Annotated in this window: 14 protein-coding genes; 7 read left to right on the plus strand and 7 right to left on the minus strand. The window is 39.3% G+C overall.

Annotated elements, in window-relative coordinates:
- Nucleotides 1–7 precede the first annotated feature (7 nt).
- From AC4PG5_RS05885 to AC4PG5_RS05910, 6 genes are all read left to right on the plus strand, one after another.
- Nucleotides 8–1,480 carry a DUF4302 domain-containing protein gene (locus AC4PG5_RS05885; protein WP_492030488.1) on the plus strand — a complete coding sequence of 491 codons (1,473 nt, stop codon included), beginning with the start codon at nucleotides 8–10 and terminating at the stop codon, nucleotides 1,478–1,480.
- A 14-nt stretch (nucleotides 1,481–1,494) separates the two neighbouring features.
- On the plus strand, nucleotides 1,495–2,358 hold the full coding sequence (locus tag AC4PG5_RS05890) for a Calx-beta domain-containing protein (RefSeq protein ID WP_492030489.1): 864 nt from the start codon (nucleotides 1,495–1,497) through the stop codon (nucleotides 2,356–2,358).
- Between the two features lie 17 nt (nucleotides 2,359–2,375).
- Nucleotides 2,376–3,911 carry a BACON domain-containing protein gene (locus AC4PG5_RS05895; protein ID WP_492030490.1) on the plus strand — a complete coding sequence of 512 codons (1,536 nt, stop codon included), beginning with the start codon at nucleotides 2,376–2,378 and terminating at the stop codon, nucleotides 3,909–3,911.
- A 568-nt stretch (nucleotides 3,912–4,479) separates the two neighbouring features.
- A complete protein-coding gene (locus tag AC4PG5_RS05900; protein ID WP_492030491.1) occupies nucleotides 4,480–4,908 on the plus strand; it encodes a hypothetical protein in 429 nt (142 codons plus the stop codon).
- 58 nt (nucleotides 4,909–4,966) lie between these two features.
- On the plus strand, nucleotides 4,967–5,839 hold the full coding sequence (locus tag AC4PG5_RS05905; RefSeq protein ID WP_492030492.1) for a VIT1/CCC1 transporter family protein: 873 nt from the start codon (nucleotides 4,967–4,969) through the stop codon (nucleotides 5,837–5,839).
- A 43-nt stretch (nucleotides 5,840–5,882) separates the two neighbouring features.
- Complete coding sequence (locus AC4PG5_RS05910) at nucleotides 5,883–6,557, plus strand: LuxR C-terminal-related transcriptional regulator (protein WP_492030493.1); 675 nt, start codon at nucleotides 5,883–5,885, stop codon at nucleotides 6,555–6,557.
- On the opposite strand, the gene mnmA is transcribed toward AC4PG5_RS05910, so the two are convergent.
- Both mnmA and AC4PG5_RS05920 read right to left on the minus strand, forming a co-directional pair.
- Complete coding sequence (gene mnmA / locus AC4PG5_RS05915; protein ID WP_492030494.1) at nucleotides 6,554–7,618, minus strand: tRNA 2-thiouridine(34) synthase MnmA; 1,065 nt, start codon at nucleotides 7,616–7,618, stop codon at nucleotides 6,554–6,556. The genes AC4PG5_RS05910 and mnmA overlap by 4 nt on opposite strands.
- 59 nt (nucleotides 7,619–7,677) lie before the next feature.
- Nucleotides 7,678–8,964: an O-acetylhomoserine aminocarboxypropyltransferase/cysteine synthase family protein gene (locus AC4PG5_RS05920; protein WP_492030495.1), complete on the minus strand. Its 1,287-nt coding sequence runs from the start codon at nucleotides 8,962–8,964 to the stop codon at nucleotides 7,678–7,680.
- Between the two features lie 174 nt (nucleotides 8,965–9,138).
- On the opposite strand from AC4PG5_RS05920, the gene AC4PG5_RS05925 reads away from it, so the two are divergent.
- A complete protein-coding gene (locus tag AC4PG5_RS05925) occupies nucleotides 9,139–10,530 on the plus strand; it encodes a S41 family peptidase (protein WP_492030496.1) in 1,392 nt (463 codons plus the stop codon).
- A 116-nt stretch (nucleotides 10,531–10,646) separates the two neighbouring features.
- Here AC4PG5_RS05925 and AC4PG5_RS05930 read toward each other — a convergent pair whose 3' ends face one another.
- From AC4PG5_RS05930 to AC4PG5_RS05950, 5 genes are all read right to left on the minus strand, one after another.
- Nucleotides 10,647–11,474 (minus strand): alpha/beta hydrolase, encoded by an 828-nt coding sequence (locus AC4PG5_RS05930; protein WP_492030497.1) that lies wholly within the window; start codon nucleotides 11,472–11,474, stop codon nucleotides 10,647–10,649.
- Between the two features lie 170 nt (nucleotides 11,475–11,644).
- On the minus strand, nucleotides 11,645–12,721 hold the full coding sequence (locus AC4PG5_RS05935; RefSeq protein ID WP_492030498.1) for an SGNH/GDSL hydrolase family protein: 1,077 nt from the start codon (nucleotides 12,719–12,721) through the stop codon (nucleotides 11,645–11,647).
- Nucleotides 12,722–12,765: 44 nt separating this feature from the next.
- A complete protein-coding gene (locus AC4PG5_RS05940) occupies nucleotides 12,766–13,746 on the minus strand; it encodes a phosphodiester glycosidase family protein (protein WP_492030499.1) in 981 nt (326 codons plus the stop codon).
- A 21-nt stretch (nucleotides 13,747–13,767) separates the two neighbouring features.
- A complete protein-coding gene (locus AC4PG5_RS05945) occupies nucleotides 13,768–15,171 on the minus strand; it encodes a DUF5009 domain-containing protein (protein ID WP_492030500.1) in 1,404 nt (467 codons plus the stop codon).
- Nucleotides 15,161–17,746, minus strand: coding sequence for an alpha amylase family protein (locus tag AC4PG5_RS05950; RefSeq protein WP_492030501.1), 2,586 nt, complete (start codon nucleotides 17,744–17,746; stop codon nucleotides 15,161–15,163). Before AC4PG5_RS05950 ends, AC4PG5_RS05945 begins: the two co-directional genes overlap by 11 nt.
- Between the last annotated feature and the right edge of the window lie 4 nt (nucleotides 17,747–17,750).

Consider the following 17,750-nt stretch of genomic DNA (forward strand, 5'->3'; position numbering starts at 1 on the left):
AGATCAAATGAAAAAAATTATATATATTCTATTCGCAATACTATGTTATTCTTGTTCGGACAACAGCGTAGACAGCTTGTTTGAAAAAACACCGGAAGAAAGAATAAATGAAGTTAAAACCGAATATCAAAAGATACTGACCGAATCTCCACATGGCTGGAAGACCTATTTCGGTACAAGCGACAAACTCGGACGATGGTTAATCCTTATGGATTTCAATGCAGACGGAACCGTCACCATGAAATGTGATCCGGTTGATTATTATTACAAAGATGGGGTTAAGTTTGAAGATCCTATTACTTATCGCTTAAATTACTCGCAGTTCCCCGAACTCGTGTTTGAGTCTTTCTCACAATTTTCCGCATGGAACGAATTTGTGGTGGATAGTGATGGCGATGGCTATGTTGATAGGTATGCCGGTCCAGAAACCCAATTCATCATCAATCGTTATCAAGATGGCAAACTTTACCTCACCGGTAAGTCGACTATCGGCGTAGGCAAACAAGCTCAAGAAATATCGACATATATCTTTGAAGAAGCCAATGAATCGGATTGGGACTTAACCCCAATAGCTGAAGTCAGAAAAGCAATCAATTATGATCCGGCAAAAGGGAAATATCAACGCCTGCAATATAAAAACGATCTACTTGAAAACATCTTTTTAATTGATGCAGAGTCGAGAGTTGTGCTTTATAAATCGATGGGAGTTGTTAATGATAAGATAGAAACTCTACCGTTTTACATCACTCCAACAGGTTTCAGTCTCGTTAAACCACTAAATATAAATGGAGTCGGTAATATTCAACACTTTACGGTCGATGAATCAACTCACCGTATTGTGGAGTCGAATCATGCCGATCTTCAGATCGTCTATTCCGATAAAGTACCAGCCGTACAGCGCACCCCATTTAGTGTCTTCGACAAACTATATTTAGGCATCGAAGTTTACCATGCCACCGGTGACCCGATCGGTCGTAATCTCAAAAAATACTTTGACGATCTACGCCCACCTTATGCACCAACAGAACAACATCTAAACGTGATCTATTTTGCCAAGAATATAGACAAAGACATGGGCGGCCATCCGTTTAAGTATGCTCAAGAGTTAACATTGATCTATGCCGATTCCGACCCTAGTTATTCAGACAAAGATCTTTATGGAGCCAATGCCACCTTTGTACGCATCCCGGTTACCTTCGAAACATCAGCTAGTCGGATGTGGGTCATTTCATTGGCCGGTTCTATTGAACAAGCCTTTACTGAAGCTTATCCTGATCAGACTGAATATGCGAAGCAGAAAGCCAAAGAAGCACTGCCTATGCTCTTCAGATTACTCAACGAAAAAGGCTGGGGACTATATGCACAAGGTACCACGACTAATAACCCAACCGTGAAAGTTATTGATGAAGAAGACATCGTTGGCAGCTTTTTCACGCTTTACCCCTACACACAAGAAGATGTAAATCGGAAAACAAACTAATAGGAAAAACAAATATGAAAAGAATTATATATCACTTATGGGTCGTACTGTTTCTATTTGCTTGTAACGAAACAGAACCATTAGATTATTCACAACTCAGTGTCAACTTTCAGAAAAGTAAGGTTGATGTGGGCGAAAATACCGATGTCTTAGAAATACCGGTTGTTTTATCGGGCTATCGAGACGACCAACCTTTGGCAGTTGAAGTGGACATCAACACAACAGATGGTGAAGCAATTGCCGGAACAGATTATGAGTTGATAGATCGTAAACTAACTTTCAATAGTTGCGGCACGTCTCTATTGAAGGTGAAGATCATCGATAACGAAGAGATCACCCAGCAAATGAAAACATTTACGATCAACATCAAAGCCAATAATAATGTGCAAAGTCAACAGTCGGCAGTCAAAGTCTATATCATTAGCGAAGATGTGCAAAAATTCACCTTGGCCGGACAATACACCTTCACTGCTGAAAACTTCATTGATGGAACCAAATATTCTTCAGCGGCAGGTGGCGTTCAGATTGTGCAAGATCAAGTCGACGAAAACAAATACTATCTGAGAACGCTCAACTTAATCAATGGCGCTCAGATCCTCCCATTAACCATGGGCGACGATCTTTATTTCACCGTCGATGCTAATGGAAATATGACAATGCCTATGCAACAAAAGATTGGCGATTACGGCAAAGGCGAAGGCTTTATCATGAATCTAAAAGACGATGGTAATGCCAATATCGATCCGCTGAAGATCGAACGCTCGGGACAGAAGCTTTACTTCACGAATGGCTCACTAGTAGGTCTATCTGTTGGAGAAAATGATGCCACTTCTATTTATTATGCACTTAAAAATCTTGTTTTGGAAAAAACAAATTAATCACAAAACGAAAAGATATGAAATCTAAAACAATCATACTAATATCAGCCTGCTTAGCCTTCTTATTTGTGGCTTGTGACGAGAAAAATGAGTATCTGTTTGGAGCGAAAGACCCTTTTGTCAAAACCGTTGCGGCAACAGAGAACGACGGTTTCTTTACACCGGATTCCCAAAAAGGATACGCCCTCATCAAATCGAATGCCCGTTGGAAAGCCAAAAGCATCACCGATTGGTTAATCTGCTCCACAGAAAGTGGAGAGTTCAACGATACCATTCGCTTTGAACTACCCGAGAACGTCGGCAATACCCGTCAAGCAAAGATTGTCGTTCAGAACACCATTGGCGATACCAAGTTTGATACCTTAACCATCACCCAACAGTGTGCCTCTAACTTTATACCAGAAGGTTATCAGATTAAGCTCACATCGAAATTGCTAGAAGCACCTCTATCGGGAGAATCCTTTAGCGAGATTGCATTCAATGTCACTAGTCAAACGGCATGGAGAGCATTTACCAAGTCGACCGATGACTGGAGCACGGTATTAACGAAGAAAGGATCAGGATCGGAAGCCGGTTCATTCATCGTGAGTAAAAATGAATCGATAGAAGAACGCTCGATGTATGTTTACGTACAATCAATAGAGTTCCCAACCTTAAAGGATAGCATAAAAGTCACGCAACAAGGACGGCCTTTGAATTTAACTGTTGTTACACCAGGTAATAAGAAAATCATGCTCGACGAAGCTGAATCGCGCTTTGTCTTCTCGGTGAAGGGTGATGGCAAATGGAAAATAGAGAATATCCCGGCATGGTTGGAAATAGAAAAAACCGAATATGAAGGTGATGCAAACATTTTCGTGAAGGCCTCAGCTGCCACAGGAGAAAGAAGTGCACAACTCACCATCAAATCATTGGTTCAAACCGACAAGAGCGATCAGATCACCATCGAACAAAAGATCATTCCCGATGGACGATTGAAAGACAGTTTGGCTTTAGTTGCGCTTTATCAAGCCACAAATGGTGATCATTGGACCTATAACTGGAAACTAGAGCTACCGTTATCTGATGGTAATTGGCCGGGAGTTTTCTTCGACAATGTCAATGGTCAGCTTCGCGTAGTCGATCTATCACTCGCGCAATTTAACCTAGAGGGATCATTACCAAACGAAATTGGCTGGTTAACCGAGATCATCAAGATCAAAGTCCAACGCAACAAGCTATCCGGTCCATTACCGGCAAGCATGAACCGCCTGACTAATCTGACTCATTTGTATCTCACATCCAATCAGTTCAGTGGAGAGTTCCCCGACATACCGGCTCTACAGAAACTCACTTGGATAGAGATGGACTTTAATCGATTCACAGGAGAGTTCCCGGCAAGCTTCTCAATGTTACCTAAGTTGTCGACCTTGAAGATGAAATATAATAATCTAGATCCGAACACTTGTGTGCCGGCACGTTTCGGTGGATGGCGACTCATCTATATTAATCCGCAACGCGCGATCTATGGAGATGCCAAATCGGATTATAAGCTCGTTGATTGCCCTAAGTAGTTGATATCAGATTCAAGTAGAATCTGACCTCACAAAGGTCGTTCACCTCATCAGTCCCTCGTTGATTTTATAGAATCAACGAGGGACTATTTTTTTGTCTTCAAGTTTAAAGAGAAACCCTAGGTCAATTTTCTTTTTTCATCGTACCATTAACCATTTCTTGAGCTCTCTTTAATTCATTTTACCGCTTCTTTAACTGATGGATAAGTTCTATTTGTTGAGCCCTCGTTCGAGGGCTCAACAGATGAAGCCTCAACAACTCTTAATGGAATAGGAAAAACGACTCCTGAAGTAAGCAGAACAGCTAACAACCTGAGGTTAGTGGATAAAGAACGGCATGATACAGAATAGCCTCATAAAATGAGGAAAAATATGGGATAAAGGCCGTTTGTCTTTTCTGATGTAGAAAGTGACTTAATCAATAAAGTTCTTTGCTAATTTAAGATTAAAGAAAACATTTCTTTAGAGAAAACCATTATATCATTTGTGTGTCGACAAGCTTTGTCAGCTCACGCACAATATCTATCTTTGTTTGATTAAAACGCCACCTTTATATAAAAGAAACCTCATGAAATACGGAGTTAAAAAAGAAACTTTACTTATCATCGCCGGTTTAGTCTGGATCATTGCCGGTGCAAATGTCCTCCGCATCGGTATCGTCACTTGGTTCGGAACCTCTGAGGAACTTTTATTCAGAATCTGCGAAGCAACGATCGTCTTCTTATTTTTCTTTATTCTAATCTTCAAGAAGCTTTATTATAAGCACACTTTGCGGATTGAACAAAAGCATGACAACAAGCACTGTCCTTTTTCTTTTTTCGACTTAAAGAGTTGGCTGATCATGGCATTTATGATTACTCTTGGCATTAGCATACGAGCATTTCACCTACTACCCAATAGCTTTATTTCATTTTTCTACACCGGGCTATCCATTGCGCTGATCGTTACAGGAACACTTTTCATCCGTTATTGGTGGCTCAAACAGAAAAACTTTTAAAATAGATTTAAGCACTATTTATAGAAATATCGTATTTTTGTAAAAAACAGATAAAAAGATGAACTTAACTCCAGAACAATTAAAAGACTTTGTTCGATTTCAACGAAACGAAATAACAGAAAGCATCGTTTACGAACGTTTGGCTTCTATCGAGAAAGACGAAGCAAATCAAAAGACTCTTCGAGCAATTTCAGCCGAAGAGAAAGGACATTATAATATCCTTAAGAAATATACTCAACAAGACGTTGAACCGGATCACAAACGAGTGATGAAGTTTTATCTCTTGGCACGATTATTCGGTAATACTTTTGCCATAAAGTTAATGGAGTCGGGAGAAGGAAATGCCCATCTAAACTATAAGAAGTATGCCGATATTCCTGATCTACAACGGTTATCGGCCGACGAAGAAGCTCATGAGAAAAAACTGATCAGTCTGATCAATGAAGAGCGATTAGAATATATGAGTTCCGTTGTATTGGGTTTGAATGATGCTTTGGTTGAGTTTACCGGTGCTCTAGCCGGATTTACATTGGCTTTAAGCGATAGCAAACTCATTGCACTGACAGGAAGCATCACCGGTATTGCCGCCGCACTGTCAATGGCCTCATCGGAGTATCTATCCACGAAATCAGAAGCATCGGACGACAAACATCCCGTAAAAGCGGCCATTTACACCGGATTCGCCTATATCGTAACTGTTGCATCGCTAGTGACCCCATTCATCCTAGCCGACAACCCATTGGTAGCATTAGGAATCATGCTCATCATGGCTCTGATCATCATCGCCCTATTCAACTACTACTATTCCGTGACTCGTGGAGAAAGTTTCCGCCACCGATTCACAGAGATGGCTGTACTGAGTTTTAGCGTTGCCGGGGTCAGTTTCCTGATTGGATATGCTTTAAAGAAATTCACAGGGATAGATATTTAATGATTCATCTTTCCGTTTGTTTTTAAACTTAAAACCATCACGCATGATCGACTATATTATCGCAGACAACCAAGCTATCTCACAACTCGGTATGATTTATCTACTCAGTCAGGAGAAAGAAAGTGCGAATATTCTGACCGCAGATCATAAAGCGGAGCTGATCAAACAGCTCCGTAGCTGCCCCAAGGCAATCGTCGTGTTAGACTATACGTTGTCCGATTTTCAAAGTATAGACGATCTACTATTGCTTCATGATCGCTTTCCTGAAGCAATGTGGTTATTATTCTCGGAGGATTTAAGTTTAGGTTTTCTGCGGCAACTCGTATTGCAGTCGACTGCCTTTAGTGTCGTCATGAAAAATAGCACACGCGAAGAAATCATGACCGCCATACAACACCTCTCACGCAAAGAGCGATTTATCTGTAACTATGTCAGTAACCTGCTTCTGGCCTCCCCTACACCACAACAATCGCCGACTACCCCAACTGGAGGACAACATAACCTAAACGTGCTCACTTCATCAGAAATCAGCATCTTACGTGAAATCAGCTTGGGAAAGACGACCAAAGAAATCGCAGCTCAAAAGAACCTCAGTTTTCATACCATCAACAGCCACCGAAAGAATATTTTCCGAAAGTTGGAAGTCAACAATGTCCACGAGGCTATCAAAAAGGCTATGCGATTGGGTATTATCGATCTAACAGAATATTATATTTAAAACGTAATCTCTCCGCTTCCCAAACAGATCCGGCTCTCTTTATCATAAATCACTCCAAACTGTCCGGATGCAATGCCTTGCAGTTTATCGACAGAAGTGATTTTATATCCGTCGTCGGAACGCGACAGCCGACCTTTAGTAAATTCCGGCGTATGTCTAATCTTAAAGGTGACCTCAACCTCTTCGTTAAGTGCCGCCCAAGGATCGACCGTAATGAAATGAAAATCACGCATCATAAACTCATGTCCATACTGTGTTTCAACACCATAGCCCTTAGAAACGTAGATTAAGTTCTGATCAATATCTTTTTTAATCACAAACCATGGACCACCACTGAGTCCGAGTCCCTTTCTCTGTCCGATGGTATGAAACCAATAGCCACGATGAGTACCTAGTTTCTTTCCGGTTTCCAATTCAATGATTGCTCCTTCTTTTTCACCCAAGAACCGACGAACAAAGTCATTATAGTTGATCTTTCCTAAGAAACAAATCCCCTGACTATCCTTACGGCGCGCACTAGGCAACTGTGCCTTAATGGCTAAATCTCTCACCTCATGTTTCATCAATCCACCGATAGGGAACATGAGTTTTGAGACCTGCAAGGCATCAATCTGAGCTAAGAAGTCGGTCTGGTCTTTGATGGGATCTTTAGCTGTTCCGAGCCATACCCGACCATCCTCCAGCAATGTTCTCGCATAATGTCCGGTTGCCGTGTAATCAAAATCCTTGCCCACGCGTTCTTCGAAGCATCCAAATTTGATCAGCTTATTACACATCACATCCGGATTGGGGGTCAGCCCCTTTCTGATCTTATCAATCGCATAAGTCGCCACATTGTCCCAATATTCTTGATGCAAATCGACAATCTCCAAAGAAAGTCCATATCGCCGAGCCGTAGCTGTAGCCAATTCAATATCTTCTTCCGCAGAACAATCCATATATTCCGCACCATCCATCCCAATCTTTATGTAAAAAAGAGAAGGTTTGTATCCTTGTTCGCAAAGGAGGTGTACGACAACTGAGCTGTCGACACCTCCGGATAATAAAGCTGCAATATTCATTAATATAAAAACTATAAAACTAGACTTATCACTAGATTTCTGTTAAGGTGGTATATCTTTTAAATTTTATTCAAAGCCTGATCAATATCTGCCAATAAATCAGCAATATGTTCTGTACCAATAGATAGACGAACAGTCGCTTGAGTAATGCCTTGTTGACGCATCTCTTCATCATTCAACTGCGAATGGGTTGTCGTTGCCGGATGAATAACAAGCGATTTCACATCTGCTACGTTTGCCAAAAGAGAGAAGATCGACAACTGATCAATAAAGCGATGTGCCTCGGCTTGTCCTCCTTTAACTTCAAAGGTAAAGATCGATCCACCGCCATTGGGGAAATAACGAGTATACACCTCATGATCAGGATGCGACAATAATGAAGGGTGATTCACCCGTTGCACTTTTTGATGGCGACTCAAGAAATCAACCACTTTCAATGCATTTTCCACATGACGTTCCACCCGCAACGATAAGGTCTCGACTCCTTGAAGCAACATAAACGCATTAAATGGGCTGATAGCTGCTCCCATATCACGCAACAAGACCGCACGAATACGTATAATATAAGCCAGAGGACCAACAGCATCAACAAAACGCAATCCGTGGTAACACTCAGCCGGCTCTGTGAACTGCGGAAATTTACCGGATGATTTCCAATCAAACTGACCGGAATCAATGATAACCCCTCCCAACGATGTCCCATGTCCACCAATAAACTTGGTCGCAGAATGCACAACGATATCTGCTCCATGCTCTATCGGACGAATCAAGAAAGGCGTACCAAACGTATTATCAACAATCAACGGGATGTTGTGTCGGTGAGCAATAGCTGCCACCGCAGCCATATCAATCACATTACAATTCGGATTACCAAATGTCTCTATAAAAATGGCTTTTGTACGTGTTGTAACGGCTTCTTCAAAATGGCTCAAATCGGACGGATCAACAAAAGTTGTCGTCACCCCTTGTGTTGGCAAGGTGTGTGCCAATAAATTGTAGGTTCCCCCATAAATAGTCTGTGCAGCCACAATGTGATCGCCGGCACTGACCAAATTTTGAAAGGCATAAGTGATAGCCGCAGCACCAGAAGCCACAGCTAATGCCGCAACTCCACCCTCCAAAGCCGCCATTCGCTTTTCAAAAACATCCTGCGTCGAATTAGTCAGTCGACCATAAATATTACCGGGATCTTGGAGTCCGAAACGTGCAGCAGCATGTGCCGAATCATGGAACACATACGAGGCCGTTTGATAAATAGGTACGGCTCGAGCATCTGTAGCCGGATCGGGAGATTCTTGTCCAACATGAAGTTGTAACGTTTCAAAGTGTAGTTTTTCCTGTTCCATGTTTCTTTAAGAGTTATAAAATTTAGCTATCATTAATTAATAATGCAAAAATACAAGTAAGCATCCAGAGCTAGTCTCACACATAAGAGGTATTTTTATACCACATTTGTGTCAAATGAACAGAAGTATTTCATACATTTGCAACGATTTGCAACGATTAAAACAACAACTCAAATGATTAATCTAAGAAAGATAACGATATATAGCCTGCTGATGGGAGCTTTATTTAACCTCATGTCATGCGGGGTCGACCGTTGGCCGGAATATGCACAAGACATTAAGTTAGGCAATTGGATGGACAGCATTATGCGTAAGAATTATCTCTGGTATGAAGATATGCCATCTTACAACAATGTCAATCTATTTCTTACTCCAAAAGAATTTCTATCTAAAGTTATCTCTAAAAAAGATAATAATATCTCATTCGCCGACAGTATCATCGAAGTTACATTGCCATCATACGGATTTGAATATTCATTAGTTCGAGACGCCAAGAACGACACTGTTTATAACGCTTTGCTAACCTACATTGTTCCAAATTCACCGGCATCAAAGGCCGGATTAAAACGTGGAGAGTGGATCATGAAAGTGAACGACCGCTTCATCAGTCGCAAATATGAAACCCAATTACTTCAAAGCAATGAAGCCCTAACGCTAACTGTGGGTATTTATAAAGAAGTCACCCCGGCTTCTACCGATCCCGAAAAAGCAGCGGTTTATGAGGTCGTAAAAGATCGTGAAGGAGTGGAATTAGGAAATGCCGAATCGGTGATTGAAGAACCTATTTATACTCATCAAATGATCACATTGGCAGATGGGAAGAAAGTTGGTTATCTCATGTACAACAGTTGCACAGCAGGCACCACAGCAGAACCGGAAAAGTACAACAATGAATTAAAAGAAATTGCTAAAACATTTAGTCAGGCCAACATCAACACTTTAATTGTTGACCTCCGTAGAAATCAAGGCGGAAGTCTATCATGTGCGCAACTACTCAGCACCATTCTAGCTCCGACTAGTTACCTCAATAAAGACATGGCTTATCTGAACTATAACAATAAAAATACAGATAGAGACAAAACCTTATTGTTCGATAGCAAGTTATTGGCAAACACCGTTAACCTAAACTTGAATACCATCTTGTTTATAATAAGCAATCAAACGACCGGTGCAGCAGAAACGATTATCAATGGCTTAAATAAGAAAGTCCCTCAGCTCATCACTATTGGTGCCACAACGAAAGGCCAGAACATCGGTACCGAGAAGTTTACCAATACAGAATTTCGTTGGTCTATAAACCCTGCCGTTTGTAAAATCAGTTATGATGCCGATAGAACGCTACTCGGTGGAGTTATCCCAACCTATCCCGTAAGTGAGACGAGCAATTACATACAATATTTGCCTTTTGGAGATATAAACGAAACATTGTTGAACATTGCTATCAAAGTGTTAGAAGGGACTTATCCGCCTCAAACATCATCCGAAGCGAAAACCGAAAATCATCTTAGAGTATTAACTTCTCAAACGCATTCAGTTTTCGCTACCGGACTGAGAGTAGATAACTAGTGTCTGTTACTTGCTCAAAGCAAGTTCATTTCTTAACAGATCTATATTTAAGACACACTCGTTTTCGAAAACAGACTAGTCTTCCGAGACAAACCAGTCTTCGGAAACAGGAATCTCTAGTTGTTCAAAGCAGAAGTGAAGACTTTCCGGAAAAACAAGATCTGATAATCAATCGAATTAGACCAATATGCAGCATTGTGTGTCCCAGGGCGAAGAATAAAATCATGGTCAATTTTTCGTCCGACCAAACGATGATGCAAATCTTTATTCACATTTAAGAAAAAGTCATCTTCACCACAATCAACAATGATTGCCACATCACCATTGGTGATACGATCTAACTGATTAACGACGGTATGTTCATCCCATACCTTACGATTAGCAGCATATTCGCCTAATTGTTTAGCCATCTCCCAATTCAAAGGAAAAGGACGAATATCTACTCCACCACTTGTACTTCCTATAGCCGCAAATAGATCAGAGTGACGCATTCCAATAAATAGAGCACCATGTCCTCCCATACTCAACCCCGTTATGGCACGTCCTTTTTTGTTAGGTATAGTAGAATACGTACGATCAATATAGGTGATCAATTCAGAAGACACAAAGGTCTCATAACGAAAATCCGAATTCTTCGGACTATCCCAATACCAGCTATTTTGGGCATTAGGACAAACAAAAATAAGACCTTTCTCATCGGCTATATTCGGCAAATTAGGTTTAATCTTCATCCAAGAATAAGCATTACCACTATAACCATGTAATAAATAAACCACCGGACAAGACTGTTTATGGTCAATTGCCATATCGGGAACAATAACAAGTGTTTCGATTTTTTTATTCATTGACGGACTTTCAACCATTATCGTATCAACCCTGGCGGCAAACCCCGACACAACTACAAATAATAATAATGCAACTAAACCTAATCTTTTTTGTTTCATAATATTTTGTTTATTGATATATATAAGATTACACGATTCACAAAGATACAATCAATTTCAGTTATCGCCGTAATCAAGTTCCAAATAAATCCATTCATAAAACAAAATGCAGCTCAAATACTTCCCAAAAAGATCTGAACTGCATATCGTTTGTCTGTATATTAATGACTCTATTTTAAAACCTTTTCAAGATAAGGCAAAATGAGATCAACATAACGGATGAAACCAAGATCGGTAAAATGAATACCATCAATTGTAGCCTCTGCATCATCTCCTAACATCTTTTTAGAAGATATCATATAAATATTCTTTTCGCCCTTCTTTTTCAATGAATCAAAGAAACTATTAATGGCCTTATTCTTACGTTGAACCTCCCGTGCTATTCTTTGATCATAATAAGTATGAGTAAATATAGGATCCTCAATAAATATGATAGGTGTGTATGGATGTTTATTCCTTAATATAGTATAGAAATTAACCGCACGTTCATTCATCTGCTCAACCGAAGCGTTTGGGACAAAGTCTAATACAAAAGCATCAGCATCTATTGCAGCCATACAATGAGCAATCTCCAAATCTAAAAAAGCATTACCACTAAAACCAAAATTAATCGTTTCGCGGTTTAAACGACGTCCTATTTGATTCGTTGACGCCATACCAGGACGGGAGGCGCACCCTCCTTGCAAGATGCTCGTCCCATAAAAGACAAGCGGTTTTTTCTTACTAAAAGGATCTGTTTTAGGTTTAGAAATTGATGAGAGCGAATCGACGCCAATCGACAGGGAAGTTATCCCATCATAAAGAGGTAAGTAAAGCATATATTCACGATCCTCCGGAGACATATTCGAAACAATGGTTGCTTGATTAGATTTGCCTGTAGGTCGAGCACTATTGACAAAACGCCACTTGCCTTTCTCCAAACAATATAAATCAAGTCCTTTTATCCCAGTCGGCGTCATATGATTCATGGAATTATTAAAACGAGCCACCCACTTTGCTGAAATGGTGGTAGAATTAGAAGAAAAGCGAATACTCATGCCGGCTGTATTCTGACTAAGTTCCCAAAGTCGCTCACGAATGATAGATTTCAAAGAATCAGGCAATCTTTCATATCTGGTAGATGTTTCACTAACCCCCTTGCCTAATAAAAGAAACTGATCTGCATTATAATATTTAGTTTGGGCATAAACATCATAATGTGACATAAAAAGAAGGATAAAGATTCCGCAAAAAAATATTTTTTTCATCTCTATTTGTAATAACTATAATCTATTATTATAAAAAAAATTAATTATTTCAATCCTATTGCAGTAACTACTAAACGTTGTTTTCCATCAGAAGGTTTAATTGTTTCTTTTCCGTTGACTAACATACAGCTTGAGCCACCTCCGTCAAGATTAATAGCATCAGTACATCCCAATGATTGCATAATCTCAGCGACCTCTGCTGTTGTATATCCAGGAACACTAGGGGTCATGTTACGACCTTCACAAACAAAAAAGATCATCTTTTTATCATTAGTTATCCCAACAGCCGAACGAGGTTGACTGGATGCCGCACTGATTTCTAGAAGTTCCTTATCATAATGATTTTTAATCTCACCATTTTTCAATAAGACAGGGCCTCCACCAATTGCTGTATGAGCATTTATCACCCCACCACCAGCAGGATAAGTCGACGAAGGAACCGGTTTGGGAGTATCGCCGAACTTATTGTCAGATGGTATAGGATATACGTAAGTTGCATCACTAGCCGTATAACTCCATGCCACTTGAAAAGTTCCATCATTCATCAGCCCCAAGAATCCGCGGGTCGGATAATATATTGTGACCCAATCTTTAGAGGCCGTTTGTACATTCGGACAAATGACTTTACCATCCCGACAAACTAAACTTAATGATGAACCATCCCAAAAATAGCCTGCATTCATAATAATGGGTAATGATTCTTGAGCATAAAATTGAGCAGGAGTTTTATAACCTTTACTCTCCCCCAAAACGGAAAAGGAAGCCTTATTCATGTCGGCTATAGCAATGTAAGCCACAGCTTTTTTGCCTTTTAACAGATCAGGAGCTTTATACACACTAAGATAATCTGGCAATTCTCCAAAAGAAGTCTCCGGGATCCACCCTAGCTCTACCACATTAGGGTTCTTATCTTTCTTCTCATCATTCCATTCCCATTCGTGTTCTGTATATTTCTCACCACAAGACGACAAAACACTGACTAAAAGAAAAAATAAAAATACAAAATTAAATCGAGTTGTCTTCATATTATTTTTTTTTAAGGTTATTTATGTACGCCAAAAACATTTTAAACGAGTAAAGATAAAAGTAATGAGTACGGTAAGCAATGTAATAATAACTCCTCGCAAGAAACCCAACCAAGCATTACTTTCTAATAAAGTCAAATAGGCTGATAAACCCGTCAATTTTAAAACTGGCATAACGACCAATTGAGGCGTAACATACGCAATCATTGGATTTTGCCCTGCGTAAACTAAAGGCTTTGTTAGGAAATTCACTTTATAAATGTCACACCATATTGAGAATGCAATCATTGCAATGAAAGCCAAACCAGAAGTCACAAAATAATAACTAAATGTAGCATGATCCTTTCGTATTCCTCCTTCAAAAGCTTCAAAACAGAGTCCCAACAACAGTAAATAAGCTCCAAATGCTAACATTTTCCTCCAATAGATCACATGTTCGTGTTTTCTCTTCAAAAGCCAATAAAGGAGGCCTAGTAAAAGTATAGTGACAACTACATTAAGAACCAAATAACGCATATACAGATTATACACATTAACCAATATAATCGAGATACACAAGAGAGAAATACCACTAAGATAAGTTCTTCCCAAAGACGATGATTCGTCTTTGGGAAGGTGATGTAACCAGTGATACAAATACTCACCCGCAACCGAACCAGTAATAATAATAAATAAATATTTCAAATAATTAAACTGATAAAACCAAGGTAATGGCGAGAACTTAAAAATAAATTCAGCCCATGATCCTTCAGTGTTACTACTTAATAATATAGCCATTAAAAGAGGCAATACAGCTATTCGAGCCCAATTATTCTTAATGGTAAACAAATAAATGATTCCTCCAAAAAGAGCCATGTTTGCTAAAACAAGAATAATGATATTACTATAGGATAAGCTAAACACTCTTCCATTTGCATAAGACACATTGAATAATATCGCTATAGCCAACCCATAAGCCACGACTTTCATTGCGATCTTAACGCTGTTAGGCATTCGATAAGGTATGTTCATAAACATTGGGAACATTAACAAAAAAGCTAATATGGCCAACCACCATGAATAAGCAGTCTCCGGAGAAGACGTCACATGAGGATACATGTGTTGAATGAATATTGCAAAAAATGTGAGTCGTATGGCTCGCAAGAAAATATCCTTCAGTAGATTCAATTTTGAAACCCCATTTCTATATTTATTCCCAATAGAAAAAGGAAAAGAAGCCCCCATGGCAAAAAGGAAAAATGGGAAAACCAGATCAACCCAAGTGATGCCATATATACTTGGATCAAAAATTAAATTAGATCTTGGCCCTACCTGAGCATGATACATCCAACCAGGAAGCACTCCCCAAGCCACTGTACCCGATAGCACCATTAAAATGATAGCGCATCCTCTGAATGCATCCAAAGAATAAGCTCTATTTTTCATATGCAGATGATGATTTTATAGCTTCTTGCAATTCTTTCCACCAACCATTCCGTATAATATGCACAATATCAAAAATCATCACTCCATCAGACGCTTTCAAACTCATCTCGACCGCATTCTTAAATTGTGTGACATCTTGCTTATAATCTTCAACATACAATCCACCGCACACAGGAACTGCCCCTTTCAATAAATATTTTGAATACTGGCATCCTCCCTCTACACAGAGATGTTCTCCAGAAGAAAACTGACTGTCTGTTTCATTTTTATAAATGCCATTGGAAGTGCGATATTCAGCTAGCGTTACATTCCAATAATAATTACCATTTGTATAGAAATCCAAAAGTTCGGCAAAACCATAATTCATGTAGTTTGGAGTAGCCCAAGTAAAGTCTTTACTGACATCATATGTGCGACTCGCCCAATTGACGCCAACCTCAAAATAACTAGGATACCAAGCACCGGTGTAGGCCCCAAATAAACAATTAGGTTTACATGACTTTATAATGTCACGAGCCTCCTTCATAAAATGATAAATAACAGAAGCGCGCCATTCGATCCATTGATGGTAATACGGACCGGCCACTCGATCGAATGATCCTTTATCATTAGGACGCCATTCATAAATATCTTCTGGATATCTAGTCAACTTACGACCGATATATTTCTCAAACATTTTTTTAGATTCCATAGAAAAATCAGCATCAATACAATCGTATCTGGCACGATCAAGAATTATTCCATCAAAAGAATAGTTTGAAGTCACTTCCTTTATAATGTTGAGCTCATAGTTCTGAACGGCCTCTAATCCCGGATTCAAAAAAAGACTGCCCTTATTGGGAATTTCTGTGACAGGAACCAAACCTTTACCTGGAACATAGTTGATGCCTTGCCACTTTTTATGTTTATCGTAAACATACCCTCTCTTAAAAATGCCTTGCCCATCTGAAAAGACATTCAATGCCGCAAAGATCTTCAATGAACGTGCTTGCGCTGCCTCAATAAACGTATTTATAAAATCAAAATCCGGACGATCAAAGCCTTTCCAATTCTTCTTTTGCATGGCATATTTACTTGGATATAAGACTTCGCCACTATTATCCTTAATATCAAGAACCAAGTGAGTTATTCCAATCTCAGCACATTTATCCACATAATAACGAATAGAATCCGGATAGCTAAATCGTTCAAAATTAGCCGAACAATCTAACCACATCACTTTAGGTTTGGACGTCACCTTCGATGGTAATTGTCCTCCTGCTATCATACCGGCTTCAACCTCTTTCCATAGATTTTTCTGTATCACATGAACAATATCAAAAAGCATTAACCCATCCGACTTCTTTAGATTCATCTCAATAGATTTGGTGAGATTAAACGGGTTATTATAAAACTGATCGACTAATACTCCTCCTATAAATTGATTTTGGTTTAAGATCGATCTTAATTTCTCACACGAACCTTCAACGGAATACCACGTTCCTTTATGAGCCTTACTATCTGTCTCATTCCAAACACTCTTATTATTTTTTAGAGCATCTTTAATCGTTATATCTGTATAATAATTACCTGTTGTATAAAGATCCAGAAGCTCTGCATATCCATATTTTTTATACTCTTTAGTTGCCCAATCAAAATCTTGACTTGGATCATAAGTACGACTTGCAAAGTTCACGCCAACCTCATAATAAGATGGATACCATGCACCAGTATAAGTCGCAAAGGATATATTCGGGTTAATAGCCTTTACTTCCCGACGTGCTAAGGCCATAAAATCCGTAATGACTTTAGTGCGCCACTCAATCCATTTCAAGAAATACGCACCACGCTTCACATGAAAAGAATTCTTATTATTGGCATCTCTTTCCCATTCAAAGATATCTTCAGGAAAACGATTCAATGATTGACCAATGTAAGCTTCAAACTTTTTTCTAGACAGTTCTGAAAAATCAGCAGCGATACCATCATAACGTACACGATCAAGCATAATACCATCTAAATCAGTATACTTAGATGAAACTTCTTTTAAAACATTGATTATATGGGTTTGAAAACCTTGATGAGAGGGATTAATCATCGCAGAATATTTCTTTTTTTGGGTCATGATAGAGACAAGACCTTTTTCCGGGTCATATACCATAGAGGCCCATTCCGGATGATCGCTATACGTTTGTCCACGATCATAATAATTGTGTCCTCCAACAAAAACATTAAGAGACGCATGAATTTTTAGACCGAGTTGGTGCCCCTTCTTTATGAAATAACCCAGATAATCAAAATCTGATCGATGATACCCCATCCATTCTTTCATTTTAGGCGCAAACCGACTATCATATAACACCTCACCGGTTATCGGACGAATATCCACAACAGCATGTGTAAAACCTAATGACTTGATTTTATTTAAATAAAAATCAATCGAATCGGGGTGACTAAATCGCTCGAAGTTAGCCTCCGCATCAAACCACATTAAAGCAGGTTTTTGTTTAAGACCTGCCTCTTGAGCCAATAACAGACTATCATTTACAAAAAGTATAATGAAACTAAACAATACTATCTTAATAATTTGTCGCATAACT

The organism is Bacteroides sp. QWL-09, assembly GCF_058683585.1.